The organism is Litorisediminicola beolgyonensis, assembly GCF_042679605.1.
Lineage (GTDB): Bacteria > Pseudomonadota > Alphaproteobacteria > Rhodobacterales > Rhodobacteraceae > Litorisediminicola > Litorisediminicola beolgyonensis.
This window is the reverse complement of sequence record NZ_JBHTMU010000001.1, coordinates 95,188-120,984: the sequence shown is the minus strand read 5'-3', so window position 1 is coordinate 120,984 and position 25,797 is coordinate 95,188. Positions and strand designations below refer to the sequence as shown.

29 protein-coding genes are annotated in these 25,797 nt (G+C 67.0%); 10 read left to right on the top strand and 19 right to left on the bottom strand.

The window, feature by feature from the left end; all coding sequences use genetic code 11:
- Positions 1–19 precede the first annotated feature (19 nt).
- Together ACFQ4E_RS00570 and ACFQ4E_RS00565 are read right to left on the bottom strand one after the other, a co-directional pair.
- Complete coding sequence (locus ACFQ4E_RS00570) at positions 20–550, bottom strand: hypothetical protein (RefSeq protein ID WP_386800968.1); 531 nt, start codon at positions 548–550, stop codon at positions 20–22.
- Positions 547–1,284: a 16S rRNA (uracil(1498)-N(3))-methyltransferase gene (locus ACFQ4E_RS00565; RefSeq protein WP_386800967.1), complete on the bottom strand. Its 738-nt coding sequence runs from the start codon at positions 1,282–1,284 to the stop codon at positions 547–549. The genes ACFQ4E_RS00570 and ACFQ4E_RS00565 overlap by 4 nt, the downstream gene beginning before the upstream one ends.
- A gap of 13 nt (positions 1,285–1,297) precedes the next feature.
- On the opposite strand from ACFQ4E_RS00565, the gene ubiA reads away from it, so the two are divergent.
- Genes ubiA through ACFQ4E_RS00550 form a run of 3 tightly spaced genes read left to right on the top strand, consistent with a single transcriptional unit; the run spans position 1,298 to position 4,491 of the window.
- Complete coding sequence (gene ubiA, locus ACFQ4E_RS00560) at positions 1,298–2,257, top strand: 4-hydroxybenzoate octaprenyltransferase (RefSeq protein ID WP_386800966.1); 960 nt, start codon at positions 1,298–1,300, stop codon at positions 2,255–2,257.
- 55 nt (positions 2,258–2,312) lie between these two features.
- Positions 2,313–4,181, top strand: coding sequence for an OmpA family protein (locus ACFQ4E_RS00555; protein ID WP_386800965.1), 1,869 nt, complete (start codon positions 2,313–2,315; stop codon positions 4,179–4,181).
- Entirely contained in the window at positions 4,174–4,491 is a 318-nt protein-coding gene (locus ACFQ4E_RS00550) for a hypothetical protein (RefSeq protein ID WP_386800964.1), read from the top strand. Before ACFQ4E_RS00555 ends, ACFQ4E_RS00550 begins: the two co-directional genes overlap by 8 nt.
- A gap of 9 nt (positions 4,492–4,500) precedes the next feature.
- Here ACFQ4E_RS00550 and ACFQ4E_RS00545 read toward each other — a convergent pair whose 3' ends face one another.
- The gene (locus ACFQ4E_RS00545; RefSeq protein ID WP_386800963.1) at positions 4,501–4,797 is read right to left on the bottom strand and encodes an HNH endonuclease; all 297 of its coding nucleotides are present in this window, start codon (positions 4,795–4,797) and stop codon (positions 4,501–4,503) included.
- 77 nt (positions 4,798–4,874) lie between these two features.
- Between ACFQ4E_RS00545 and ACFQ4E_RS00540 the strand changes: the two genes are divergently transcribed.
- Positions 4,875–6,071 carry a TIGR03862 family flavoprotein gene (locus ACFQ4E_RS00540; protein WP_386800962.1) on the top strand — a complete coding sequence of 399 codons (1,197 nt, stop codon included), beginning with the start codon at positions 4,875–4,877 and terminating at the stop codon, positions 6,069–6,071.
- A gap of 4 nt (positions 6,072–6,075) precedes the next feature.
- On the opposite strand, the gene ACFQ4E_RS00535 is transcribed toward ACFQ4E_RS00540, so the two are convergent.
- The 6 genes from ACFQ4E_RS00535 to ACFQ4E_RS00510 form a co-directional block, all read right to left on the bottom strand.
- Positions 6,076–6,666, bottom strand: coding sequence for a glutathione S-transferase family protein (locus ACFQ4E_RS00535; protein ID WP_386800961.1), 591 nt, complete (start codon positions 6,664–6,666; stop codon positions 6,076–6,078).
- Between the two features lie 16 nt (positions 6,667–6,682).
- A complete protein-coding gene (holA, locus tag ACFQ4E_RS00530; RefSeq protein WP_386800960.1) occupies positions 6,683–7,708 on the bottom strand; it encodes a DNA polymerase III subunit delta in 1,026 nt (341 codons plus the stop codon).
- Positions 7,705–8,184 carry an LPS assembly lipoprotein LptE gene (gene lptE / locus ACFQ4E_RS00525; protein ID WP_386800959.1) on the bottom strand — a complete coding sequence of 160 codons (480 nt, stop codon included), beginning with the start codon at positions 8,182–8,184 and terminating at the stop codon, positions 7,705–7,707. Before lptE ends, holA begins: the two co-directional genes overlap by 4 nt.
- A complete protein-coding gene (gene leuS, locus ACFQ4E_RS00520) occupies positions 8,171–10,750 on the bottom strand; it encodes a leucine--tRNA ligase (protein WP_386800958.1) in 2,580 nt (859 codons plus the stop codon). Before leuS ends, lptE begins: the two co-directional genes overlap by 14 nt.
- A 156-nt stretch (positions 10,751–10,906) precedes the next feature.
- Entirely contained in the window at positions 10,907–11,350 is a 444-nt protein-coding gene (locus ACFQ4E_RS00515) for a MaoC family dehydratase (RefSeq protein WP_386800957.1), read from the bottom strand.
- Positions 11,351–11,469: 119 nt separating this feature from the next.
- Positions 11,470–12,339, bottom strand: coding sequence for a TIGR01459 family HAD-type hydrolase (locus ACFQ4E_RS00510; protein ID WP_386800956.1), 870 nt, complete (start codon positions 12,337–12,339; stop codon positions 11,470–11,472).
- Positions 12,340–12,415: 76 nt separating this feature from the next.
- On the opposite strand from ACFQ4E_RS00510, the gene ACFQ4E_RS00505 reads away from it, so the two are divergent.
- The gene (locus ACFQ4E_RS00505; RefSeq protein WP_386800955.1) at positions 12,416–13,102 is read left to right on the top strand and encodes a hypothetical protein; all 687 of its coding nucleotides are present in this window, start codon (positions 12,416–12,418) and stop codon (positions 13,100–13,102) included.
- On the opposite strand, the gene gph is transcribed toward ACFQ4E_RS00505, so the two are convergent.
- From gph to ACFQ4E_RS00475, 6 genes are all read right to left on the bottom strand, one after another.
- A complete protein-coding gene (gene gph / locus ACFQ4E_RS00500; RefSeq protein WP_386800954.1) occupies positions 13,083–13,736 on the bottom strand; it encodes a phosphoglycolate phosphatase in 654 nt (217 codons plus the stop codon). The two genes, ACFQ4E_RS00505 and gph, sit on opposite strands and share 20 nt — an antisense overlap.
- 81 nt (positions 13,737–13,817) lie before the next feature.
- Complete coding sequence (locus ACFQ4E_RS00495) at positions 13,818–14,081, bottom strand: DUF1294 domain-containing protein (protein ID WP_386800953.1); 264 nt, start codon at positions 14,079–14,081, stop codon at positions 13,818–13,820.
- Positions 14,082–14,152: 71 nt separating this feature from the next.
- Complete coding sequence (locus ACFQ4E_RS00490; protein WP_386800952.1) at positions 14,153–15,073, bottom strand: manganese-dependent inorganic pyrophosphatase; 921 nt, start codon at positions 15,071–15,073, stop codon at positions 14,153–14,155.
- Between the two features lie 148 nt (positions 15,074–15,221).
- A complete protein-coding gene (locus tag ACFQ4E_RS00485) occupies positions 15,222–15,875 on the bottom strand; it encodes a YggS family pyridoxal phosphate-dependent enzyme (RefSeq protein ID WP_386800951.1) in 654 nt (217 codons plus the stop codon).
- Positions 15,866–17,341, bottom strand: a complete 1,476-nt coding sequence (locus ACFQ4E_RS00480) for a tetratricopeptide repeat-containing sulfotransferase family protein (protein ID WP_386800950.1) — start codon at positions 17,339–17,341, stop codon at positions 15,866–15,868. Before ACFQ4E_RS00480 ends, ACFQ4E_RS00485 begins: the two co-directional genes overlap by 10 nt.
- 102 nt (positions 17,342–17,443) lie before the next feature.
- Positions 17,444–18,460, bottom strand: coding sequence for a porin (locus ACFQ4E_RS00475; protein WP_386800949.1), 1,017 nt, complete (start codon positions 18,458–18,460; stop codon positions 17,444–17,446).
- A gap of 312 nt (positions 18,461–18,772) precedes the next feature.
- On the opposite strand from ACFQ4E_RS00475, the gene ACFQ4E_RS00470 reads away from it, so the two are divergent.
- A complete protein-coding gene (locus ACFQ4E_RS00470) occupies positions 18,773–19,276 on the top strand; it encodes a DUF3576 domain-containing protein (RefSeq protein WP_386801158.1) in 504 nt (167 codons plus the stop codon).
- A 21-nt stretch (positions 19,277–19,297) separates the two neighbouring features.
- On the opposite strand, the gene ACFQ4E_RS00465 is transcribed toward ACFQ4E_RS00470, so the two are convergent.
- Entirely contained in the window at positions 19,298–20,557 is a 1,260-nt protein-coding gene (locus tag ACFQ4E_RS00465; protein WP_386800948.1) for a glycosyltransferase, read from the bottom strand.
- A gap of 173 nt (positions 20,558–20,730) precedes the next feature.
- Between ACFQ4E_RS00465 and ACFQ4E_RS00460 the strand changes: the two genes are divergently transcribed.
- From ACFQ4E_RS00460 to ACFQ4E_RS00450, 3 genes are read left to right on the top strand one after another with little or no spacing between them, the layout of a single operon-like run.
- The gene (locus ACFQ4E_RS00460) at positions 20,731–21,663 is read left to right on the top strand and encodes a bifunctional riboflavin kinase/FAD synthetase (RefSeq protein WP_386800947.1); all 933 of its coding nucleotides are present in this window, start codon (positions 20,731–20,733) and stop codon (positions 21,661–21,663) included.
- A complete protein-coding gene (locus ACFQ4E_RS00455; RefSeq protein WP_386800946.1) occupies positions 21,660–22,130 on the top strand; it encodes a YcgN family cysteine cluster protein in 471 nt (156 codons plus the stop codon). Before ACFQ4E_RS00460 ends, ACFQ4E_RS00455 begins: the two co-directional genes overlap by 4 nt.
- Positions 22,130–23,167 carry a threonine aldolase family protein gene (locus ACFQ4E_RS00450; protein WP_386800945.1) on the top strand — a complete coding sequence of 346 codons (1,038 nt, stop codon included), beginning with the start codon at positions 22,130–22,132 and terminating at the stop codon, positions 23,165–23,167. Before ACFQ4E_RS00455 ends, ACFQ4E_RS00450 begins: the two co-directional genes overlap by 1 nt.
- Before the next feature lie 52 nt (positions 23,168–23,219).
- Here the strand turns inward: ACFQ4E_RS00450 and hspQ are convergent, their stop codons facing one another.
- The gene (gene hspQ, locus ACFQ4E_RS00445; protein ID WP_386800944.1) at positions 23,220–23,546 is read right to left on the bottom strand and encodes a heat shock protein HspQ; all 327 of its coding nucleotides are present in this window, start codon (positions 23,544–23,546) and stop codon (positions 23,220–23,222) included.
- A gap of 234 nt (positions 23,547–23,780) precedes the next feature.
- On the opposite strand from hspQ, the gene ACFQ4E_RS00440 reads away from it, so the two are divergent.
- Positions 23,781–24,371 carry a transglycosylase SLT domain-containing protein gene (locus ACFQ4E_RS00440; RefSeq protein ID WP_386800943.1) on the top strand — a complete coding sequence of 197 codons (591 nt, stop codon included), beginning with the start codon at positions 23,781–23,783 and terminating at the stop codon, positions 24,369–24,371.
- 21 nt (positions 24,372–24,392) lie between these two features.
- Here the strand turns inward: ACFQ4E_RS00440 and ACFQ4E_RS00435 are convergent, their stop codons facing one another.
- Complete coding sequence (locus tag ACFQ4E_RS00435; protein ID WP_386800942.1) at positions 24,393–24,995, bottom strand: LolA family protein; 603 nt, start codon at positions 24,993–24,995, stop codon at positions 24,393–24,395.
- 104 nt (positions 24,996–25,099) lie between these two features.
- The gene (locus tag ACFQ4E_RS00430; RefSeq protein WP_386800941.1) at positions 25,100–25,735 is read right to left on the bottom strand and encodes an exopolysaccharide biosynthesis protein; all 636 of its coding nucleotides are present in this window, start codon (positions 25,733–25,735) and stop codon (positions 25,100–25,102) included.
- Positions 25,736–25,797 lie beyond the last annotated feature (62 nt).

Genomic DNA, 25,797 nt, shown 5'->3' with positions numbered 1-25,797 from the left:
AGCGAGCCGGACGGGGCTGTCAATGCAGTCCAATGGCGGTAACGGGCGCGTGTCCCGGCCTGCGCCACAGCTCCACGCGCCCCGGGCGATCGTCTTCGAGCGCCCTGAGCAGGCGTTCGGTGCGCAATCCGGGCAGACGTGCGAAGGCGTCGAACAGGCGGTCCGCGCCTTCGGCCGAGACCGGGATGAAGAGATCGGGCTCGCCGCTCCGCTGCAGGATCCAATGCGCGGGTCGCCCGTTTCGGTCGAGCGCCAGCGCGCCGAGATCGTCGAGCGCCGCGACGCCGCCGGTCAATGGCCCGAAATAGCTGATCCGCGCCTCGGTGACGTCCACGATGCCGGGACCGTCCGAGCCGCGCCGAAACCGTGCCCGTTGCACGCCCGCGATCGACATGGCCGCCCCCGCGAGCGCGACCGCCCAGCCGATCCAGCCGAGAATTCCGCCGGTGCCCAAGGCCAGCCAAAGCCCCAGAGCCATGACGCCAAGGCCGATCCCGGCCTCCGCCCAGCGGCGCAGGGTCGCGCGCGCTTCCGGCCGGACGAAGCTCATCGCCAATCTCCGAACCGCGTCTGCCAGAGTGTCAGCGCCGCCACGGCAGCGGTATCGGCGCGCAGGATCCGCGGACCAAGCGCGGCGACATGGGCAGAGGCCATCTGCCTGAGGCGCTTGCGCTCACCTTCGGAAAACCCGCCTTCGGGACCGATCAGGATGGCCCAGGGACCGTCCCCGGTTGCATCCTCGAACCGACCGGACGCGGTCTGCGCATCGCCCTCCACCTCTGCCTCGTCGCAGAACATGATCCGCCGCGTGGCATCCCAATGGGAGAGGAGGCGGTCGAGCCGCGCCAATTCAGCGACCTCGGGCACCACCAGAGCGCCGCATTGCTCGGCGGCCTCGCGGGCATGGGCCTGCAGGCGGTCCTGCCGGATTCGCTCGGAATTGGTGAACTCGGTCTGCACCGGCACCAGGCGCGCGGCGCCCATCTCGACCGCCTTCTCGACGATGAAATCGGTCCGGGCTTTCTTGACCGGTGCGAAGAGAAGCCAGAGATCCGGCGGCCCCGCCTGTTCGCGCAAGCGCTCCACCGGCTCGAGGACACCGCCCTTCTTGCCCGCCTCCGAGACCCGGGCGCGCCACTCTCCGTCGACGCCGTTGAAGAGCGTCAGCTCGGCCCCCTCGCCGAGTCGCATCACAGAAAAGAGATAGTGCGCCTGCTCGCGGGTTAGCGGCAGCGGTTGTGATGGGGTGAGCGGGTGCTCTACAAACAGCCTGACTGTGGACATGGGACCGGACAGTATGACCAGCGACAGCCAAGCGCCAGAGGGCCAGATCGCCGATGCGGTGAGCGGCAACTGGGTCGACCGGCACGCCCCGGAACGCTTGAAGCCCTACCTGCGGCTTTCGCGACTCGACCGGCCGATCGGAACGTGGCTTCTGCTCCTGCCCTGCTGGTGGGGGCTGACGCTCGCGATCGTCAGCGATGGCGACCTGCGCCTCTTCGACCTGTGGATCTTCCTCGGTTGCGGGATCGGCGCGGTCCTGATGCGCGGCGCGGGCTGCACCTGGAACGACATCACCGACCGCGATATCGACGGCTCGGTCGCGCGAACGGCGCTGAGGCCCATCCCGTCGGGCGCGGTCACGGCGCGGCAGGCGCTCGCCTGGGGCGTAGCGCAATGCCTCGTCGCCTTCATGATTCTCCTGACCTTCAACACCGCGGCGATCGGGCTCGGCGTGCTCGCGCTTCTGCCGGTCACGGTCTATCCCTTCGCCAAGCGCTTCACCTGGTGGCCGCAGGTCTTCCTGGGCCTCGCGTTCAATTGGGGTGCGCTTCTGGCCTGGACCGCGCATACCGGTCGGCTCGAATGGCCCGCGGTGCTGCTCTATCTCGCGGGCATCGCCTGGACGCTCTTCTACGACACGATCTACGCCCACCAGGACCGCGAGGACGACGCGCTGATCGGGGTGAAATCGACCGCCCGCCTCTTCGCGGAGCGGACCCCGGCCTGGCTTGCGCGCTTCATGGTGGCCTCGGTCGCGCTGATGGGGCTCGCGGTCATCGGCGCCGTGCCCCGGGGCGAGATCATGGCCCTTGTCCTCTGCCTCGGCGGTCCCTGGGCGATGGGCTGGCACATGATGTGGCAGCTCCGCCGCCTCAAGCTCGACGACGGCGACCGGCTGTTGTCGCTCTTCCGTTCGAACCGAAATGCCGGCCTTCTGCCGGTGCTGTTTTTCGCCGCCGCCGCCTTGCTCTGATTGCAGCCGGGCGCGGGCCGTCCTATCAGGGACCACTTCCCGCGGAACCGAACCGATGCGTCTATCTTCACTGTCCATCCTCGCAGGAACTTTCCTTGCCGCTGCCGGTCTGAGCGTCGTCGCCGCGAGCGTCGTCGCCCGAATGGTCGAGGAAAGCTCGCTGCTGAGCGTCGCCAACGCCATGGAGCGCGAGGGGCTGGACTGGGTCGAGCTCGATGCCAACGGGCTGCAGGTCTTCGTGATCGGCACCGCGCCGACCGAGGCCGACCGCTTCCGCGCGATCTCGGTCGCGGGGCGGATCGTCGACGCCGCCCGGGTGATCGACGAGACCCAGACCCAGGAAGCCGAACGCATCCGTCCGCCCGAGTTCTCGATCGAGCTTCTGCGCAACGACAAGGGGCTGTCGCTGATCGGCCTCGTCCCCGCAGCCTTCGACCGCGAGCGCCTGCTCGAGGACCTGCGCAGCGAGATCGGCCAGGATGCCGAGATCTCCGACTTCCTCGAGACCGCGGATTTCCCCGAGCCCGAGCATTGGCAGGACAGCATCGACATGGCGCTGCGCGCGCTCGATGCGTTCGACCGCGCCAAGATCTCGGTTGCGGCGGGCGATGTGCTGGTCAAGGCGATGGCCGAAAGCGCCGCTGGGCGGCGCCAGATCGAACGCGACCTACAGGCCGCACGTCCCGACGCGGTGCGCCTCTCGCTCGATATTGCCGCACCGAGACCGGTGATCACGCCCTTCTCGCTGCGTTTCGTGCTCGACGAGGTCGGTCCGCATTTCGACGCCTGTGCCGCCGACAGCGAAAGCGCCCAGGCCCAGATCCGCGCCGCGGCGACCCGAGCCGGGGTCACCGGCACGCCCGGCTGCGTCATCGGCCTTGGCGTGCCCGCGCCAAGCTGGGGATCGGCTGCAGCGATGGCCATCGACGCTCTGACCGAAATCGGCGGCGGATCGGTCACCTTCTCGAACGCCGATGTCTCGTTCGTGGCGGCGGAAGGCACGCCGCCCGAGCTCTTCGACGAGGTCGTCGGAAAGCTGGAGAACGCGCTGCCCGCGCCGTTCCTGCTCGACGCCGTCCTGCCGCAGCCGCCCGAGGCTCCGACCGATCTCGGCCCGCCCGAGTTCACCGCCAGCCTCTCGCCCGAGGGGCTCGTCCAGCTGCGCGGCCGGATCGCCAGCGAGAAGGCGCGCGAGACCGCGGCGACCTACGCCCGCGCCCGCTTCGCCTCCGACAGCGTGACCATGGGCGCGCGGGTCGACGAGACCCTCAATGCCTCCTGGCAGGCGCGGGTTCTGGCCGGGATCGAGGCGCTTGCCCGTCTGAACTCCGGCGCCGTCACCGTGACGCCGGACGAGATCGCCGTCACTGGCAAGACCGGCAACACCGAGGCCTCCGCCGAGATCGCGACGCTCCTGTCCGATCAGCTTGGCAGCGACACCTACGACATCAACGTCGAATACGTCGAAAAGCTCGACCCCTCGCTCGGCATCCCGCCGCCCGAGGAATGCGTCAAGCAGATCCGCGAGATCGTCGGCGCGCGGAAAATCACCTTCGAGCCCGGCTCGGCCACGCTCGACCCCTCGGCCGACGAAATCCTCGACGGGATCGCCGAGCTTCTTAAGCTCTGCGGCGAGTTCCCGCTGGAAATCCAGGGCCACACGGACAGCCAGGGCCGGGAGATCATGAACCAGCAGCTCAGCCAGCAACGCGCCGAGTCGGTTCTGACCGCGCTGCGCGACCGCCGGGTCCTGACCGCCGCCTACCGCGCGCGCGGCTATGGCGAAGAGCGCCCCATCGCGTCCAACGAAAGCGAAGACGGCCGCGAACAGAACCGTCGTATTGAATTCAGACTTTACGAAGAGCAGAGCGCGGAGGCCGCAGCAGACGGCGACGCGGAGCAGGAAAGACCCGCCAATGAATAGAACCGAGTTCATTATCGCCACCGCGATCATTCTCTTCGTGGCTTTCTGCCTCGGCTGGCTTGCAAACTGGCTGGTCCACCGCTTCAGCCGGGTCAGCCAGACCGATGTCGACGAGCTCGAGCGGATGAGCCAGGAGCTGCACGAGGCCGAGGAGACGCGCGATCAGGCGATCACCTATCTCCAGCAGCGCGAGGCCGAGCTTACGAACCAGCTGGCCCAGGCCGAGGCCGAATTGTCGGCGGCAATGGAGGGCCTGCGCGAGGCGCGCCACGAGGCCGAGGAACTGCGCAGCCAACTGGGCCACGGCTAAGGGCCGCGCTCAGCGCTTGCGCCGCCCCCCGGCGCTGCGGCTGTGAAAGGCCGGAGGCCTTTTCGAGACCCATCGGACAAAAGCTGCAAGGCGCGGATGGGCGCGAAGTTTCTCGGGTGTATCGAACTCCCGCGCGAGCTCGGTCTCGGTCAACGTCGCGTGGATCTCGTTGTGACAGATCTGGTGCAACCGCACGACCGGGCCGCCCTTGCCACCGCGCAGCTTCGGCACGAGGTGATGAAGGCTCTGCTTGGCCTCGGGCGGGATCGGCCTGAGACAGAGCGGGCAGATCGGATCGTCGGGCATCGGGCGAATACGTCACGGTTGCGGTGGCAAAGGCGCTTGGCCTAGAGGATGGGGCTGCACTGGCAGGGATCAACCGGATGACCGATCGCCCCGAAAAGATCGACGCTCTCGTGATCGGCGGCGGCCCGGCCGGGCTGATGGCCGCCGAGGCGCTGATCGCTGGCGGCCGGACGGTGGTTTTGGCCGAGCAGAAGCCAAGCCTCGCGCGCAAGTTCCTGATGGCCGGGAAATCGGGACTGAACCTGACCAAGAACGAACCGCTCGATCAGGCGCTTCGGGCCTATGGTCCGGACACGCCGCTCGCCCCGATGCTCCGCGGTTTCGGACCCGACGAGGTCATGGCCTGGGCCGAAGACCTCGGACAGCCGCTCTTTACCGGCTCGTCCGGGCGGGTCTTTCCTGAGGCGATGAAGGCCTCTCCCCTGCTCCGCGCCTGGCTTGCGCGCCTGCGCGACGACGGGCTGGAGACGCGCGTCCGTTGGCGCTGGATCGGTTGGGACGAAAAGACTTTCGCCCTCGATACGCCGGAGGGCCCGCGCGCGGTGCAGCCCGATGTCACGGTCCTCGCCTGCGGCGGGGCGAGTTGGTCGCGGCTCGGATCGGACGGCGCCTGGACCAGACCGCTCTCGGATGCGGGCCTGTCTCTCGCGCCGTTCCAGCCGTCGAATGCCGGTCTCGTGGTGCGCTGGTCGGAGCATATGCGCCCGCATTTCGGCGCTGCGCTGAAAAACGCGGTGTTCTCGGCCGGAGGACATGCCAATCGCGGAGAGGCGGTCATTTCTTCCCGGGGGCTCGAGGGCGGAGGGCTCTATCCGCTGACGCCTCAACTGCGCGCGGGCGCCGCCCTGACCATCGACCTGCGGCCGGATCTGGACGAGGCCGAAATCGCCCGCCGCCTCGCCAGCCCGCGCGGCAAGCTGAGCCTCGCCAATCACCTGCGAAAGACGCTGGCGCTCGCCCCTGCGGAGCGCGCGCTTCTGAACGAGGTGCTGCGGCCCCTGCCCCACGACCCCGCGCTGCTCGCCGCGCGTCTCAAATCCGTGCCGGTTCCGCATGAGGGACCCAGACCGATGGACGAGGGGATCTCGACCGCCGGGGGTATTCCCTTCGCGGAGCTCGATGAAGGCCTGCAGCTCCGAAGCCGGCCGGGCGTCTTCGCCGCGGGCGAGATGCTCGACTGGGAAGCGCCGACCGGCGGCTATCTCCTGACCGCCTGCCTCGCGACCGGGCTCTGGGCCGGTCGGCACGCGGCGCAGCATCGCCCGGCAGGCTGAGACCTCAGTCGCGCGCCGCGGCGCGCTCGAAGGCCGGGCGCGACCGCAGATTTTTGGCGTAGTCCTTGAAGGCGCGCGGGGCCTCGGGGAACTTGGCCGTCATCGCCCAGCCGCCGCAATGGCAGAGGATGAGGTCCGGGATGGTCAGTGTCTCGCCCATCAGGAACGGCCCCTCGATCTCCTCACTGAGACCTTGCAGGTTGCAGGCGAACTCGGATTTGAGGCTCTCTTTGACCTCGGGGACGCGCATCTCCTCGGGCAGGATGAAACTGTGCCGCGCCGCGGTCCAGAGAAGCGCGTCGATCTCGTCGAGGATGCGGAACGTCAGAGCGTCCTGCTGCGCCCGCTCGGGACTGCCCGCCGGGAAGGTCAGGGCGCCGTGCTTGTCGGCGAGGTAGGTCAGGATCGCCGTCGAGTCGCGGAGCACGAACCCGTCCTCGACCAGGACCGGGATCTTGCCCTGCGGGTTGACGTCGCGGACCGTGTCCGACCGGGGTGCCGCCGGGGTATGGGTGTAATCGAGCCCCAGTTCCTCGAGCATCCAGAGCACGCGAAACGTGCGGCTCATGCGGGTTCCGATCACCGTAAGTGCCATCGATCTCTCCCTTTTTTCAGCGCCGCGCCAGCATGGCGAGGCGGATCATCATGCGCTCCACGAGCGCCATCGCGGGCGCGCGCTGCCCGGCCGAGCGAAGCTGCAGGTCAGTTTCGGTCAAAAGCTCCAGCGCCTGCTCGAGCTTCAGCATGCCCCAGCTCCGCGCCTGACGCAGCATCCGGTCGCGGCGCGGGCCGAAGACCGGCGGGCGCAGCCGCGCGATCCCCTGGTCGGGACCGCCGGGCGCCGAGGCCGCTGCGTGCAGCGCGCGGAAATGCCGGGTCGCCATGATCACCAGCGTCACCGCCGCCACGCCCTGCGCCTCGAGCCGCGCCATGACCGATCCGATCTCGGCGGTGCGGCCCTCGGCCACGACATGCAGGACGTCATCGAGCTCGGCCTCGATCGAGGCAGGCGCCATCAGGGCCACTTCCTCGGGTCCGAGGGGGCTGTCGTCACCGAGCTTGTAGAGCGCGATTTTCTCCAGCGTCTGACGGAAATCGCCGGGCCCGAGGCCGCGCGCAAGATCGGTGAGCGCCTCCATCGCGTCCCGGCTGGGATCGGCGAGTCCGGCGCGTTTCAGCTCGGCCTCGATCTCGGCGCGCCCCATCGGATCGTTGTAGAGGCCCGCCGCATAGGACTCGGGGTGACCCTCGAAGAGCTTGCGCAGCTTCGACGTCGCCTTGAGCGCGCCCGCCGTCACCACGATCTGCGCATCGCCCGGCCGCCACTCTTCGACCGCGACGCGCACCGGGTCGATGACCGTGTCGTTCGCATCCTCGACAAAGGCGACGCGCGGCCCCGGGAAGAACCCCTGCGCCTTGACCGCGTCGGTCAGCATCGTCGGATCCTTGCGCAGATCCGAGGCCAGCATCCGGGCAAGCCGCATCTCGGCCTCACCCTCGGGACCGATGAGCGCCAGGATCGCCTCCTGCCGCTTCAGCGCCACCCGCATCGCGTCCTCGCCGTAGATCAGCAGTCCCGCCTTGCCCGGATCGGGCTTGCGGAAATATCCGGGCGCGTCGCGGGCCGACAGCTTCATGGCGTGGCGAAGAGCAGAAGCTGATCGACGATCCGGTCGGCCAGCGCGACCATCAGGCGCTCCAGCGCATCGCGCTCGGCGGCGAGCGTCGCGACGTTGGAGCCGGTGGCGGAATAGCCGGTGAAGCTCTCGACCCTTCGGGTCAGCACGGTCTCGCCGGTGGCGATCTCTTCGAGCCGCCAGTCCACTTCGCCGAGGATGCGGTAGCGCGTGGTCGAGCCGGTCGAGGTCGTTCCGAGATCCTCTTCGTCGAGCGTGATCTCCGGGATCATGCGGTAGCGCGGCAGGCTGGCCCGACCGAAGCGTTCCTCGAGCCTGCGCTGGAGAAGATAGCCCGAGCGGCCCTCCGGTTCGGGAAAGGCGATGGCGCCCTGCAGCGCCTCGGCGCCGCCGCCCGGACCGTAGACCGGGCGGAAGCCGCAGGCTGGCAAGAGCACCAGCCCGGCCAGAAGCGTGCGGCGGTCACACCACGACATTGACGATCCGTCCGGGCACGACGATCACCTTCTTCGGGCTGCCGCCATCGAGCGCCTTGAGGACGGCGTGGTGGCTGAGCGCCAGTTCCTCGACCTCGGCCTTGCCCATGTCGCGCGGCACCTGGATCTCGGCGCGGCGCTTGCCGTTGACCTGGATCGGCAGCGTCACAGTGTCCTCGACCATCATCGCCTCGTCGGCCACCGGCCAGGGCGCGTTGGCGACGAGCCCCTCGCCGCCGAGCATCTGCCAGACCTCTTCGGCCAGGTGCGGCGTTATCGGCGCCATGAGCTGGGCCAGGACCTTGGCCGCCTCGCGCTTCGCGGCGGTGCCCGCGTCGGATTTCTGCAACACGCTGGTAAAGGCGTAGAGCTTGGCGATGGCGGCGTTGAAGCCGAAGCTCTCGACCCCGCCGGTCACATCGTGGATCGCCTTGTGCATCTCGCGCAGGAGCGCCTGATCGGCCTCGTCCGAGCCCGACGCATCGCTGTCGGCCACGTCGCGGGCGATGCGCCAGACGCGCGCCAGATGCCGGTTCGCGGCCTCGGCCCCGGCAGCGGTCCATTCGACATCCCGCTCGGGCGGGCTGTCCGAGAGCACGAACCAGCGCGCGGTATCCGCACCGTACTGGTCGATGATCGCGACCGGGTCGACCACGTTGTTCTTGGATTTCGACATCTTGGCCGAGGGGATCACCTCGACCTCCGCGCCGCTCTCCCGGAGAAACGCCTTGCCGTCGCGCAGCTCGACCTCCTCGGGGTAGTGGTAGACCGGACGGTCGTCGCCGCGCTTGGTCTGGTAGATCGCGTGGGTCACCATGCCTTGCGTGAAAAGCGCGTTGAACGGCTCCTTCGCGCTTTCGGGCAGGTGGCCGGTCATCACCATCGCGCGGGCGAAGAAGCGGGCATAGAGCAGGTGCAGGATCGCGTGCTCGATACCGCCGATATACTGGTCGACATTCATCCAGTATGTCGCGGCATCCATATCGGTCGGCGTCTCGGCGCGCGGCGCGGTGAAGCGGGCGAAATACCACGAGCTGTCCACGAACGTGTCCATCGTGTCCGTCTCGCGCTTGGCGGCCTTGCCGCACTCGGGGCACGGCACGTCGCGCCAGGTCGGATGGCGGTCGAGCGGGTTGCCCGGCACGTCGAAGCTGACATCGTCGGGCAGCTGAACCGGCAGGTTCTCTTTCTTCTCCGGAACGACGCCGCAGGCATCGCAATGCACGACCGGGATCGGGCAGCCCCAGTAGCGCTGACGGCTGAGGCCCCAGTCGCGCAGGCGGAACTTGGTGACGCCCTGCCCGACCGCGTTCTCCTCGCAGAAGGCGATGGCGGCCTCGACCGCCTCTTCGCCAGTCTGGGCCTCCTGACCCGCGAAGCCCTTGAGATAGCGCACGGTCTCCTGTTTCGGCGGCACGTAGGCCGGACCGCCCTCTTCGGGCAGGATGAAGGTGCCCTCTTCGCCCATCGCGGGCGCGAACACCGTGGCGACCGGAAGCTCGTATTTCCGGGCGAAATCGAGGTCGCGCTGGTCATGCGCCGGGCAGCCGAAGATCGCGCCGGTGCCGTAATCCATCAGGATGAAGTTCGCGATGTAGACCGGCAGCTCCCAGCTCGTGTCGAACGGGTGGCGCACGGTGATGCCGGTGTTGAGGCCGCGCTTCTCGGCCTTCTCCAGCTCTTCCTCCGAGGTGCCCATGCGGCGGCACTCTTCGCAGAAGGCCGCGACCTCGGGAGTGTCGCGCTCGAGCGCGCGGGCCAGAGGGTGGTCCGGCGAGATACCGACAAAGCTCGCGCCCATCAGCGTGTCGGGACGGGTCGTGTAGACCTCGATCCGGTCGAACCCGTCCGGCGCTCCGGCGGTCGAGAACGCGAACTGGAGGCCGCGCGAGCGGCCGATCCAGTTGGCCTGCATCAGCTTGACCTTGGCGGGCCAGTCATCGAGCCCGTCGAGCGCCTCGAGAAGCTCTTCGGAATGCTCGGAGATGCGGAAGAACCACTGGGTCAGCTCGCGCCGTTCGACCAGCGCGCCCGAGCGCCAGCCGCGCCCGTTCTCGACCTGCTCGTTGGCAAGAACGGTCATGTCGACCGGGTCCCAGTTGACCACCGCGTTCTTGCGATAGACGAGACCCTTTTCCAGGAAATCGAGGAACAGCGCCTGTTGCTGGCCGTAATATTCGGGATCGCAGGTCGCGAACATGCGGCTCCAGTCGAGCCCGAAGCCCAGAGGCTTCATCTGCGCGACCATGGTGTCGATGTTGGAATAGGTCCAATCCTTGGGGTGCCCGCCCGAGGCCATCGCGGCGTTCTCGGCAGGCATGCCGAAGGCGTCGAAGCCCATCGGGTGCAGCACGTTGTGCCCGGTCGCCAGCTTGTAGCGCGCGATCACGTCGCCCATCGTGTAGTTTCGCACATGACCGATATGGATCCGTCCCGAAGGATAGGGAAACATCTCAAGCACATAGTATTTCGGCTTGTCACCGTCGCGCGTGGCGCGGAAGGTCTTGGCCTCTTCCCAGGCGGATTGCCATTTCGGCTCGATCTCGGACGGGGTGTAACGCGACATGTCGGGTCCTGACGGTCGTTCAAACGGGGGTTGGGCCGGTGATATTGCCAGAGCCGCGCAGCGTCCAGCGATTTGGCCGCTCCGAGCGTGCCACCGGGCGGCGGACCACGAAAAAGGGCGCCCGAAGGCGCCCTGATCGACCGATGCCCTGCCCCGTCAATCGAAGCGGCGCGTGGGCGCGAGAACCATCGCCTCGCCCACGAGGACCTTCTTGCCATCGACGGCGCAGTGGCAGTCAAGCTTGACGCGGCGCTTCGCCAGGTCGATCTCGATCACCTTCACCTCGGCATAGACCAGGTCGCCGGGACGCACGGGTGCCAGGAACTTGAGCGTCTGCCCCATGTAGACCGTGCCGTGACCGGGCAACTGCTCGCCGATCACCGCCGAGATCAGACCCGCCGTGAGCATCCCGTGAGCGATGCGGCCCTCGAAGATCGTGTCTTGGGCGTACTCCTCGTCGAGGTGCACCGGGTTCCGGTCGGTCGAGACCTCGGCGAACTTCTCGATATCCTCGTCCGTGATCCGCTTCTCGAGCGAGCGGGTCATGCCCATCTCGATGTCCTCGATGCAGATCGTGCCCCTCGGCAGATTGTCGAACATGCTGGGCTCCATCGTATTTCCAGACCCGGTCGTTTCGCCCGGCAACAAATAGATGCCCAAGCCACTTCCTCAAGCAACTTTATTGCTTTGCGCCCGCAGAAACGCAAGGATAAAGAGGGTCAGCGCAAGTGACCTATCGAGAAGGTAGGAGCGATCTTTTCCTTTTCGATATAGGCTCTTAAGAGATCCTCGTCCGGCTGGTGCGACGTTTTGGTCTCTTCCGCGGCCAACCCGCCGGTCACGAAGAGGCTGTCGATATCCTCGCCCATCGCCCCGTCGATATCCGTGTGCGGCCCGTCGCCGATGGCGAGGATGGCATCTCCGTCGCCCCCACCGACCTCGGCCAGCCGCCGCCGTGCCAGGTCGTAGATCGGCGGGTGCGGCTTGCCGAAATAGAGCGTCTCGCCGCCCATCTCCTCGTAGAGCCGTGCCAGCGCGCCCGCGCACCATTCGCGGCTGTCTCCGCGATCCACGACGATGTCCGGATTTGCGCAGAGAAGCTTGAGGCCCTTCTGCTTGGCCAACAGGAACTCCGGCCGCATGACCGAGGGGTCGGCATGGGGATCGAAGGGGCCGCAGCAGACGATGCCCTCGGCCTCTTCCAGCGGCACGCGCGTGATCTCGACCGGGTCCGAGACGACCTTGAGCGGGTCGAAGAAGCTCTGGTCGTGATCCTCGCCGATGAACCAGACCTTCTGGCCGACCGCGCCGCGGAACATCGCGGCCCGCGCTGAATCGCCCGAGGTGGCGATGCTGTCCCAGGCATCCTCGGGGACGCCCATCTTGGCGATCTGGCGCTCGACCGAGGCCCGCGGGCGCGGCGCATTGGTCAGAAGCACGACCCGCTTGCCCGCGGAGCGAAAGGCCTGCAGCGCGGCGACCGCCTCGGGATGGGCGCGCACGCCGTTGTGCAGGCAGCCCCAGAGATCGACGAAGGCGGCATCGTACCGGTCCGAGATTTCCGAGAGCGCCGTGATGAGTGCCGTCATTTTGCCACCTTTCGCCACTAAATTATCCGCATCTTGATTCAATTCAGCGATGTATCGTCCGGAGAACCCGAGCGCCATGCAGTTCCTCGAAAGCTCCATCGTCGGCCTCAGAACGGCACGCCACGCCCTGACGCACCCGTCCCTCCCCACGCGGGTGAGCCTCTATCCGATGGTCCATGTCGGTGACCCCGCCTTCTATCAGCGTGTGCATGCCGAGGCGCTGAGCCATGACGTCGTTCTCTGCGAAGGTGTCAGCGGCCAGACCGCCCGCCGCCTGACCCGCGCCTATCGCTGGGCCAATGTCGGCCGACTGGGGCTGATGGTCCAGCCCGCGATCTCCGAGAGCTCCGGCACGCGCGTCGTCCGCGCCGATCTGGACAGCGAAGAGTTCGAGCGTCTCTGGGCCGATGCGCCGTTCCACACGCGCCTCGCCTTCACGCTCGGCAGTTCAGGCTACGGGCTCTGGATGAGCGTGGCCGGATCTCGGGCGCGGCTGGCCGAGCGGCTGGTCGTCGAGGATCTGGCCGACCGCGACGACATCTATGCCAGGGCCGATCCCGTCGCCGGACCGGCGCTCGATGTCCTCTTGTCGGCGCGCGACGCCCGGCTCTGCGCGAGATTCGACGATGTCCTCTCGGACGAGGACCAGAGCATCGCGGTCCTTTACGGCGCGGGCCACATGAGCGCGCTGATGCGCCACCTGATCGCACGGCGCGGGTTCAGGGTGAGGTCGAGCGACTGGCTCACCGTGTTCGAGCGCTGATCTCCGCCACGATCTCGGGCAGCCTGCCGAAATCGGAGAATTGCGCGGCGGGACGCAGGTCCTCGGGCGCGGATTTCCGGTAGCCTTTGGTGAAGAGCAGGAACGGCACGCCGAGCGCCTCGGCGGTCGCGGCATCCGTCTCGCTGTCGCCGACATAGAGGCCAAGACCGCCAAGCGCATCGAACACCGCCTTGAGTGGCGCCGGGTCGGGCTTGCGGACGCTCAGGCTGTCTCCGCCGATGACCGACGCGAAAAAAGGCGTCAGGCCGAAATGCTTGAGAACGCCGTGAGTCGGGCCGATGGGCTTGTTGGTGCAGAGACCCAGCGGGTGCCCGGCCTCGCGCAACCGGGCGAGGGTCTCGAGCACCTGCGGATAGGGCGCGGTCAGCGCGTGGTCAGTCTCGTACCCGGCCAGGAACGCGGCGAGCAGGTCACCTTCCTCGGCCTCGGGCAGGTCGCGCGCGCGGCGCATCCTGGCGACGAAGGTGGGCGCGCCCGCACCGATGAACGAGATCGTCTCGGCAAGAGTGAGCGGCGCCACCCCGCGGGTGTCGAGAACCGCGTTTGCAGCGGCGCGGATGTCAGGTGCGCTGTCGATCAGCGTGCCGTCGAGATCGAAGACCAAGGGTATCATGCGTCGCTCTTGCCACCCCGCGCGCCGCCCCGCAATCCGATACGGATTGCGCGCGTTTTCCGGTTCGGAAAACGGGTGCGCTCAGACCAGCCAAAGCGCCAGAAGGCCCGCCGCCCAGGCGAGCCCGATCCCATCGAGCCAGAGCCGGAACGGCTGCTTGCGGGTCTTGTGGCGGCAGGCCTGCTGGCCGATCTTCGCCCCCGGCCAGCCGCCCGCGGCGGCGAGTAGCAGAAGCGTGCTCTCGGGGATCCGAGGCCCGCTCTCTTCCGCCCGCGCCTTGTCCACCGCAAACGCACCGAGCGCCGCGACATTGACCGCCACACACCAGAGCGTCAGCCAGATCATCCGTACCCACCCCAGAAGAAAAGAGGCGCCCCCGCAGGGACGCCCCGAATATCGCGTCTGCGCGCATGCCCTCACATGGTCAGAACGGGGATGATCTGCTTCTTGCGGCTCATCACGCCCGGCAGCACCACGCTGTCGCCCTCGACCGTGGCATCGAAGCTCTTCTCGGCGATGGTCTTCACCCGGTCGTTCGGCACGAGAAGCGTCGCCTCCTCGTTCAGGATGTCGACGATGAAGAGAAGCACCTCGTCGGCACCGTCTTCCTGCGCCACGCCCGGCATGGCGCCCATCAGGCTCTCCTTGCGCGCGAGGATCTGCTTGGGGCTCGTCGTCTCGAGGACCGACACCCGCAGGCCAACGCCCTCGACCGTGTATTCCTTGGAGTCCATCCGCAGAAGCTCCGCATCGGAGAACTCCGAGACGTCGGATTTCGCCGCCAGCATCTCTTCGGTGTAGGCCTCGATATCGACGCCCAGGTCCTTGGCCAGGGCATGCGCGATGGCCTCGTCTTCCTGCGTCGTCGTGGGCGAACGGAAGCCCAGCGTGTCGGAGAGGATGCAGGAGAGCATCGCGCCCTTCACGCCTTCCGGCGCGCGGGCGATGTCCTTGCCCATCATCTTGTAGAGAATGGTCGAGGTGCAGGCGAGCGGCTCGACCCGGATCTCGATCGGCCCCTTGGTCTCGAGCCCGCCGACCAGCTTGTGGTGGTCGATGATGCCCTGGATGTCGGCCTTGTTGATCGAGGCCGGCAGTTCGGCGGGGTTGTTCGTGTCGACGATGACGACCGCATCCCCTTCGGCCACGTCCGAGATGATCTCGGGCGTGTCGAGCTTCCAGCGCTCGAGGACGAAGGCGGCTTCGGTATTGGGCTGGCCGAGAAGCTTGGCTTCGGCCGGCGTGCCGCGCACCTCGGAGAGGTACCAGGCCCAGGCGATGGGGCTGCCGGTGGAATCGGTATCGGGGCTCTTGTGGCCGAACACCTGGATGGTCATGCGGGTCTCCTTTGAGGCTCGGATCTCGTTTGCGGCGCGTTATAGGAGCGCGCCGTGCGGTTGTCAGCCCTCGGAAAACGCGGCACCGGGGCGCACCCGGCGCATGGCTGGCACCGCAGTCGTGGGTGTTCGCGACGCGACGCTGACCTCAGCCGTAGTCCCGCGCCCCGAAGAGGGCCGAGCCAACCCGCACATGGGTGGCCCCGAAGGACACCGCCTCTTCGAAATCGTCGGACATGCCCATCGACAGACCTTCGAGGCCGTTGCGCTCGGCGAGCTTCGCCAGAAGCGAGAAATGCAGGCTCGGCGCTTCGTCGACCGGCGGTATACACATGAGCCCCACCACGGGAAGATCGAGCGCACGGCATTCGGCGATGAAGCTGTCGGTCTCGTCGGGAACGATCCCCGCCTTCTGCTCTTCTTCGCCCGTGTTCACCTGGACGAACAGGTCGGGGCATGCGCCCTCTTCCTGCGCAATCCGTGCGATCGCGTTGGCGAGCTTCATGCGGTCGAGCGAATGGATCGCGTCGAACAGCGCCATCGCCCGCCGCGTCTTGTTCGACTGGAGAGGACCGACCAGGTGGACCTCCGTGCCGGGATAGCGCTCGCGGAACGCGGGCCACTTGTCCTCGGCTTCCTGCACCTTGTTCTCTCCGAAGAGCCGGTGCCCCTGCTCGAGCACGGCCTCGACCCGCTCATTGGGTTGCACCTTCGAGATCGCGATCAGCTTGACGCTTCCTTCGGCTCGACCGGCACTGGCCTCGGCGCGGCGCAGGCGCTCGGTGATCTCGCTCAATCCCATGATGTGTCTCCCCAGGCCTCGATGAAGGGTTGCAGCGCGGCCTCGTAGCGTCGCCATGCGGCGGCCCGACCGCCATGGATCGGCTGGCGGACCTGGGCGAGGCTCAGCGTCTTGACCTGGCCGCCGGACTGGTGCGGCGACAGGCAGGCCTCTTCCCAGGGCAGATCGCAGAAGGCGACGAGCCGCTCCGCCTCGGGCTCCGGGTCGGCGACCAGCGCCTCATACTGAACGCTCGTCGCGCGCGGGCCCAGACGGACGCTCCAATAGCGCGCCTGATCGCGGAAGAGGCGGATGGCCTCGGCGATATCGGCAAGATCGTTGCCGTAGCGATGGGTGCCGAGCGCGAAATGGTTCTTGTAGATCGACAGCGCCACGTCGCGTGGATCGCGATGCACGAAGACGACCCGCGCCTCGGGCATCGCCTTGGCGATGTAGCCGAGCACCAGATGGGTCTGAATCGACTTGTCGGTGACGACCCCGGCCTGTGCGCCCGTGTCGCGCCGCACCAGGCCGAGATACGCGCGGGCATAGTCGCGAAGCTGGGCGTCGGAAACCGATTTCAGCGGGATCAAGCGGTTGTTGGCGCTGAAGAATTTGGTCGCGAGCTTGAGAGCATGGCCCAATTCACCGCCGGCACTGACGGCGGAATGGGCGCCGAGAATCCGCTCGACCAGCGTGGTGCCGGAGCGTGGCATGCCGATGACGAAGACCGGCCTGATAGCGGCGTCCAGAGCGATCGGCGTGAGATCCGCGCCCTCCTGCGCCGCCCGGAACTGTCCCTGCTCGGCGACACGCGCGGCGGCATCATAGGGCGACAGCTTGCGCTGCAGCGCGTTCGCCCGATCCAGATGCGGGAAGACCTCGGCGTAGCGCTCCTGATCCTCGAGCGCCTTCGCCATGGCGAAATGCGCGTGGAACCGGGATTGGTCCGGCAGGTTCGGTCGCTTCAGGAGCGTCTCGAGCTGCGCCATCAGCGGATCGTCTGCCGTGAGACGCGTGGTCGCAAGCATGATCCGGTAGAGAGCACCTTCGTCCGGATGCCGCTTGATCAGGTCCCGGAAAAGCGCGTCTGCCGCATCGAACTCGCCGGAAAGCTGCAGGTACATGCCCTTGTCCACCCGGCGCTTGATCGAGCCAGGCTCCGCCGCGATCAGGCGGTCATGCGCCGCGAGCGCCGCGTCGCGTTCGCCGAGCGCCGCAAAGGCGTCAGCCGCGGCTTCGTTCAACGCGGGCTCGTCCGGCTTCAAGTCGAGAGCGCGGCGCAGATGCGCGGCGCGGGCCGCGCGGTCCCCGGCGTGATGGGCGATGCGCGACAGTTGGAAGTGAATCTCGGGAACGTCCGGCCGCTCGCGAAGGAGCTCCCGAAAGGCCGATTGGGCAGCCCCGACGCGCCCGGCCTGCAAAGCCGCCAGCGCCGCTGCGTAGCGGGACTTGAACGGCGGCATCTGCGGCTTCGGCGGGATCATGGACAAGCTCTGGCTGACTTGCCCCCTGTCTAGGTTCCGACCGCTCAAATGAAAAGAGCGGGCACAAGGCCCGCTCTTTCCATAACAAATGATCCGGTTGGATCAGAAGTTCATGCGGAGACCCATCGAGAAGCTGTCCGAGTCAGCTTCGCCAACGCCGTCCACATCTGCGTTCGAGTTGCCGTAGCCGGCCTGGAAGACGAGACCGCCGCCCAGATCGTATGCAGCTGCGAGGCCGTAGCCCGACGCTTCAGCGCCTTCCGCGTCCCACTTGCCGTAGTTGAAGCCGATGGCCAGAGCGTTCATCTCGTAGCCGATGCCGATGCCGACGTGATCGATCTCGTCGTCATCTGCGTCGGAGAAGTCAACCTGCGAGTAGGTGATGCCTGCCGAGAAGCCGGAAGCCATGGTGCCGGTGATGCCGAAGCCGGTCACGCTCCACTCGTCCTGCTTCTGGTGAGCGATACCTGCGTTGACGGTCGCGCCGCCGAACTCACCGCCGTAGGTGAAGCCAACGCCGATGACGGGCTCATCGCCTGCGCCGTCGCCGTCCTGCTCAGCCGACAGGTGGAAGCCGAAGGAGGATACGGTGTAGTCGAAGCGTGCGATCTGACCGTCTTCACGACCGTCGACACGGCTGGAGGCGGGAAGAGCAACACCCAGGCCGCCAAGCAGAGCAACTGCTTCGCCGCTCAGAGCGGAACCGTCGTTGAAGCCAGCGTGTGCGGTTTCGTCGTCAGCGATCGAGCCGCCTGCCAGAGCCATTTCCGGAACAGCTGCGTCATACGCGCCGTCGGTGTTGCCCATGGTCAGGGTTGCGCCGCCGAAGGAGACGAACATGGATGCGCCGCCGTCGTCTGCGTTGTTGTTGACTGCGCCACCGCCGGTGCCGACGCCATCTTCCATGTCGAGCGCTGCGCCGAAGGAGATGCCGGTGTCGGTTTCACCGGTCATGGTGAAGGTGACTTCGATGTCGGTGAAGAACTGGGTGTCGGTGTCGCCGAGATCCGACGAACCGCCGAAGATGCCCATTTCGGCCCAACCAGTCGTGGTGACCTCAGCCGATGCGAAGCCAGCAGTTGCAACGAGCGCGGTCGATGCAAGAAGAAGCTTTTTCATTGTTTCCCTCATGTGTTCGTAAGGCACGTACCAATCCGGATGCCCGGCCTTGATGAAGGCTCTATGCGCCCGAGGCCCCGCTCCATGCAACCCGCTGCTCTTGGGCGGCGCGGAACATTCACCCCGATGTCGCTTATTTGCCACAAAGCTCTGGGGGTGGTTACGGCGCCTCCCGACCCCTCGAAGCTAAGCGCTGGGGGCAAATCGAAACCTTGCGTAATTTGGCTTGGGAAACGCGGCTTGTCCGACGCCGCCGCTGCCGCTATGCAAAGTGCAGCAAAAGCAGAACGAATGCCGACGGAGCGGGACAGGATGCGCGATCCGAAATCGAACAAGACCATGGTCATCGCCGGGGTCATGCTCGCGACCGCTGTCACCCTCGGCGGTTGCAGCCGCTCAGGCCAACCAGCCGAGACGCGTCCCGCCCGGGAGGTGCTCGACCGCGAGATCTACGGAGACCGTGGCGCACCGGAATCGACGATCTGGGATATTTTCCGTGCTCGCGGCGATGCGGGCCAGGTCGGCGCGGTGAATCGCTACATCTGGAACGCCGCGCTGGAGACTCTGAGCTTCCTGCCCGTCGAGTCCGTCGATCCCTTCACGGGCGTCATCTCGCTCGGCTACGGCGTGCCCCCGGGCGGCGGTCGCGCCTATCGCGCGACGGTCTATGTCTCGGACCCTGCGCTCGACGCCCGCTCGCTGAACGTCGCGGTGATGACCCGCTCCGGACCCGCGAGCGTCGAGACCAATCGCGCAATCGAAGATGCGATCCTCACGCGCGCGCGGCAGTTGCGGCAGCGCGACAGCCGCTACTGAGGCCGTCGCCGCTCCAATTCCTCAATCCGCTGGCTGGCGCGGCGCAAGGGCGCCGAGCGTCTGGACCCATTCCATCTGGCGCGGCAGGCAGATTCGCCTGAGATCGTAGGTCTCGAGAATATGCGCGCGCGCCGCCCTGCCCAGCCGCGCGCGGGTCTCGGGATCGTCGAGGAGCGCATCGAGCCGCGCCGTAAGTGCCTCGGTGTCGAAGAAATCCACCAGCCAGCCGGTCTCGCCCTCGGTCAGCGCCTCCCGCACCGGCGCGGTGTCCGAGGCGAGGATCGCGCATTCCGCGCTCATCGCCTCGAGAAGCGACCAGCTCAGCACGAAGGGATAGGTCAGGTAGACATGCACCCGGCTGACCTGCATGAGCGACAGGAACCGCGGATAGGGCACGCGCCCGAGGAAATGCACCCGCGCCCAATCCGCATCGGAGATCCGGTCGCGCACCTCGTCGATGAAGATCTGCTTCCAGGTCTGTCCCTTGGGCGGGCGCGCGCCGTAGCTGGTTTCATCCCCTCCCAGCAGGACGATCTGCGCCTCGGGCCTGCGCCGGAGGATGTCGGGCAACGCGCGCATGAAGACGTGATAGCCGCGATAGGGCTCGAGATTGCGGTTGATGAAGGTCACGACCTCGTCGTCGCGGGTCAGGCTGCGGCCATCCGTGACCTCGAGCCGCGCATCGGGGTCGGGCTTCACGAGATCGGTGTCGATGCCATCGTGACTGACGGTGATCCGGTCGCGCCAGTGCTCGGGGAAAGTGTCGGCCTGGAAGCGGGTCGGCGACAGACCTGCGTCCATGACCTCTTCGTGCAGGCGGTTGTTGAGGTTTTTCAGACGGATACGCAGCCGGTCCAGCTCGGGCTGGGGGGCACGAAACTCCTTGTCGAAGGCCACGAACGGCTCGGATGTCAGGTGGTAGAGCTCGCAGTAAAGCCCCATCCGCGCGTTCGGCCAGATATCCTTGAGAAAGAGGCTCTCACCCCAGCCGTGATGGGCGAGGATGATGTCCGGCGTAAAGCCCCTGGCATCGAGCTCCCGCGCCGCGCGATGGCAGCTGGTGCCGCGCAGAAGCTTGGTCTCGAAATCGATCAGCCACGGATGGATGTCGGGCGTCGAGCGGCCCTCGATCTTGTAGGGCAGCACCCGCACGCCCTGCCAGCTTTGCGGCGTGTCGACCTTGGGCGTCAGGGCGACCACCTCATGGCCCGCCTGCGCGAGCGCCGGTGCGAGATGCTTGTACTGACCGGGGAAGTTTTGATGAATGCAGAGAATTTTCATGATGTCGCGTCCCGGGGCCGTGGGTCACGGGAATTGGTGGCATGTCGGTCGGGCTGCCGCCACCGTCAGGCGGAACTTCTGCCCCGCATTGTCGCATTCCTGCCCGCCACAGGCGCAGAGACAGGTCCGCGGCCTCTTGCGGCCCGCCCGGGGCGAAGCTACCCCTCTGCCCCATGTTGATCTACCGCGATCCGAGCACGATCCCCGACGAGGCCCGTGGTGCCAGCGCCGCGATTGGCAATTTCGACGGCGTGCATCTCGGGCACCAGGCGGTGATCGACACCGCGCGCCGGGCCGCCCCCGAGGCCAAGCTCGCCGTCCTGACCTTCGAGCCGCATCCGCGCAGCTTCTTCGCGCCCGACGCCCCGCCCTTCCGGCTGACCGGCCCGGAGGCGCGCGCCTCGCGGCTGGAAAAGCTCGGCATCGACATTCTCTTCGAGCTGCCCTTCAACGCCGCGCTTGCCGGGCTCAGCCCGCGGGCTTTCGCGGAAGAGATCGTGCGCGACGCGCTCGGTCTGTCGCATGTCGTGACGGGCGAAGATTTCTGCTTCGGCAAGGGCCGTGCCGGGACCTTCGACGATCTGGCGCGTCTGGGTGCCGAGCTTGGCTTCGGCGTCACCGCGGCCGAGATTTTCGAGACCGGCGGCACACGGGTGTCCTCGACCGCGATCAGGACCGCGCTCAGCGAAGGCCGTCCGCGCGATGCGGCGGCGCTTTTGGGACATTGGCACCGGATCGAGGGGCCGGTGCTGCATGGCGAAAAGCGCGGGCGCACGCTGGGATTTCCGACCGCCAACATGTCGATCGCCGGGCTGCACCCGCCGCGCTTCGGCGTCTACGCGGTCCTGGCCGAGGTCAAGGACGGCCCCCATGCGGGCCGCTATCACGGTGCGGCCTCGATCGGCGTCCGCCCGATGTTCGGCGAGAACGTCGCAAATCTCGAAACCTACCTCTTCGATTTCTCCGGCGATCTCTACGGCGCGCATCTGTCGGTCGCGTTGGTCGAATTCCTTCGCCCCGAAGAGCGCTTCGACGGGGTCGACGCGCTCATCGCGCAGATGGACAGCGATTGCGCAGAGGCCCGCGCGATTCTCGCCGCGGCATGAGCGATCCAATCTCCCGCAAGGGGCTCGCTCCGCGCTTCTGGGAACGCAAGCGCCTCGACGCGCTCTCGGACGCCGAATGGGAGGCGCTCTGCGACGGCTGCGGCAAGTGCTGCCTCAATAAGCTCGAGGACGAGGAGACCGGCGAGGTCGCGCTCACCCGCGTCGCCTGCCGTCTCTTCGACGACAGCACCTGCCGCTGCGCGCAGTATCCGATCCGTCACCAGTTCGTGCCGGAATGCATCCGGCTCACCCCCGACAGCATCGCCGATCACGCCTACTGGCTGCCCGAGACCTGCGCCTACAAGCTGCTCTGGGAGCGCAAACCGCTCTTCGACTGGCACCCGCTGATCTCCGGCACGCCCGAGAGCGTGCACGAGGCGGGCGTATCGATGCGCAACCGCACCGTCCCCGAGTTCGAGATCGACGAGGACGATTGGGAAGACCACATCATCGAGGAGCCCACCTGATGTTCTTCGCCTCCGACAATGGCGGCCCGGTGCCGCCCCAGGTGCTCGACGCGCTGGCCCGCGCCAACGAGGGCTACGCCTCGGCCTATGGTGCCGACGATATCACCCTGCGCGTAACCCAGAAGATCCGCACCCTCTTCGAAGCGCCCGAGGCCGCGGTTCACCTGGTCGCCACCGGCACCGCCGCCAACAGCCTGGCGCTAGCGACGCTCTGCCAGCCGTTCCAGACGGTGTTCTGCACCCCTGTCGCCCACATCCACGAGGACGAGTGCAACGCGCCGGAATTCTATACCGGCGGCGCGAAGCTGACGCTGGTGCCGGGCGGCGACCTCATGTCTCCCGAGGCGCTGGAGGAAGCGATCCTGTCCGAGGAGGTGCGCGGCGTCCATGGCCCGCAGCGCGGCCCGGTCTCGATCACGCAGGCGACCGAGAAAGGCTCGGTCTACAGTCTGGCCCAGATCGCCGCGCTCAGCGCAGTCGCGCATCGCTACGGTCTGCCGGTGCAGCTTGATGGCGCGCGCTTTGCCAATGCCTGCGCCGCGCTCGGCTGCACGCCGGCCGAGATGACCTGGAAATCCGGCGTCGATGTCGCGGTCTTCGGCGGCACCAAATGCGGGCTGATGGGGGTCGAGGCGGTGATCTTCTTCGATCCCGCCAAGTCCTGGGAGTTCGAGCTTCGGCGCAAGCGCGGCGGGCACCTCTTCTCGAAGCACCGCTATCTCGCCGCGCAGATTGAAGCCCTGATCGACGGCGATCTCTGGCGCGACCTGGCGCAGCGCGCCAATGCCCGCCGTGCGCGTCTCCAGGCAGGCCTCGAAACGGTTGCCGATATCCTGGGCACTCCGCAGGCGAACATCCTCTTTGCCCGCCTGCCCCGCGGAACGCACCGCCGCCTTCAGGAGGCGGGCGCGCGGTATTATCTCTGGGACGGGACGCTCGAGGGCCCGGACGACGCGCCGATCACCGCGCGATTCGTCTGCGACTGGTCGCTGCCCGAGGCCGAGATCGACCGCTTCATCGCGCTCCTGAACGACTGAGGGCGCCCGCCGGGGCGCCCCTTCCTGCATCGCGGATCCGACCCTTTCGGGGTCAGTTCATCTGGAAATGCAGCTCGTAGGATCCGTCGGTGAAATTGCCGAAAAGGTCCGCGATATCGGGGTGCTCGACCGGCTGGCCGGAATAGTCGGCCACAAGATTTTGTTCCGAAACGTACGCGACGTAGAAGCTCTGGTCGTTCTCCGCGAGCAGGTGGTAGAACGGCTGCTCCTTGGACGGACGGCTATCCTCGGGGATGGCGGTATACCATTCCTCGGTATTTGCGAACTCCGGATCCACGTCGAACACGACGCCCCGGAACGGATGTTTCCGGTGCCGAACGACCTGACCGAGGTGATATTTCGCGCGCTGAGTATGCATGGTCTTCGCTCCTAATGGCGAAACTGTGGCACTTCAATGGCCGTTTGTCCAACATTCGGCCATGATTCTGCCGGAAACTCACTGTGAACCAAGGTATTACAATCGGCCCCGCTGCCAATACGCCGGACCGCCGACATGGGCGCGAAACCGCGTTTGTGATTTCCCCTCGCCGCGCAGTTGAGCTAGTCTTTTCTGAAAAAGACGACCCGACAAAAAAACCCGAGCGAGAGGCCCATGAGCAGAACCCTTCGCGCGCTGGTGATCGTGCTTCTGGCGGCGTCCTGTGGCGGCGGCGGTTCCAAGACCGCGCCCCAGAACCTGGACAACGCCTGCGAACTCGTCCGAGAGCGCCCGCAATATTACCGCGCCTTCAAGGATGCCGAGCGCAAATGGGGCGTGCCCGTCCATGTGCAGATGGCCACGATCCACCAGGAGAGCAAGTTCGTCGGCGATGCGCGCACGCCCTTCACCTACGCGCTGGGGGTGATCCCGACCGGGCGGATGAGCTCGGCCTTCGGCTATTCCCAGGCCCTCGACGGCACCTGGGAAGAATACCAAGAGCAGCACGGCGGACGGCGCACCAAGCGCGACGACATCCGCCACGCCACCGATTTCATGGGCTGGTACATGCGCCAGACCCGCGACCAGCTCGGCATTCCGCTCTGGGACGCCCGCAACCAGTATCTGGCCTATCACGAGGGCCGGGGCGGCTATCGGAGCGGCAGCTACTATGCCAAGAGCTGGCTGATGCGGGTCGCCGACAAGGTGCAGGCGCGGTCGCAGATGTACCAGGCCCAGCTCGCGAACTGTCGCTACGCGCGCTGAGCCTGGCTCGCTGACCCTAGGTCAGTTGCGTTTGACCTTGGCGATCTCGGAGCGGATGTCGAAGAGGCTGGAGCCCAGCGACTTCTTCTGGAGCCCGCCCAAGACCACCGTCGTGGTCGCGCCATTGGAATCGTTCACGATCCACTGGCGCAGCTCGACGGGGTTGCCGGTGAACTTCATCTGGATGTTGCCGTATTCGGGATGGCTCGGATCCTGAGCCGTGACCACGGTCGCGGTGCCATCGAAGCTGTGACCGGTGACCATGCCCGCACGCGTCAGATCGACATTGGGCGCGAGGATGATCGACAGCGGCGTCTGGTTCAGCGGGTAGGTCTCTGGCGTGGCGCCCATCTTGCGGTCGAGCACGACCACCGTTCCGCTCCCCGCCATCACCAGCTGCTTCTCCGGCGGATTGTAGTCGAAGCGCATCTTTCCGGGACGGCTGATCGAGAGCGTTCCGGTCGAGATCGTGCCGTCATCGTTGATCTGGGTGAAGCTCCCCTGAGCGGTCTTCATCGCGTTCAGGTAAGAGGAGATCTGCCCGAGTGAGAGTTTCTCGGCAGCCGCAGGGAGGGCGGTCGCCAGGGTGACCAGGGCGGCGGTGAGAACGGAGGCAAGTCGCATCGAAAGTCCTTTGGAATTGGGACGACGTTTGGTTCGGATCAAGAGATGGGGCTTCGGGCCGGGATATGCGATAGCGCGGCCGGGATATGCGGTGGGCACGGGCATCAGGAGGAGTGCACCAGCATCCATCCGCCCGCGAGCGCGGCACCCGAGGCGAGAAAGGCCAGGACCATCAGGATGCCGTCCCGCGCGGTGATGGCGAGGCCGAAAAGAAGGATCGCCCCCATCGGGATCACGGCGCCGAAGGGCACGAGCTCGAGCGGGACGACAAGCGCGCAGAGCGCGAGGATGAAAAGGGCCGCCACACGACGGACCGGCTCTCCGGTCAGGCGCGAGAGGCGCTTTCCGAACCAACGATCCATGACATCCGCGACCGGCCGCATCTTCTCGATGCCGGTCCTGAGACGGTCCCCGGACACCTCCCGGCGCCGCAGGACCTGTGGCAGCCAGACATGCTTGCGTCCGATGAGAAGCTGGAGCGCGACGAGCGCGATGGCGACGGCGGCGAGGCTTGGGACGGTGGGAATCGCGCCGACCGGACTGATCACGATCAGCGCGATGGCTAGGAGCAACGGCCCGTAGCTGCGCGCCCCGATGGCGTCGAGCAGATCCGCCATCGAGACGCTGTCGCTGTCACCCTCTTCCGACTTTTCGCAAAGCCGGTCGATCAGGTCGGCGACATCGGTCCCGCCGGGATTGGCAAGCTCACTGGCGGTATCCGAGAGGGTCTGTGCATCCATGAAGCGCCAACGCCGGGCGCCGGAGGCGGTTCCGTCGGGCCGGTGCGCGGGCGTTTTCCGAA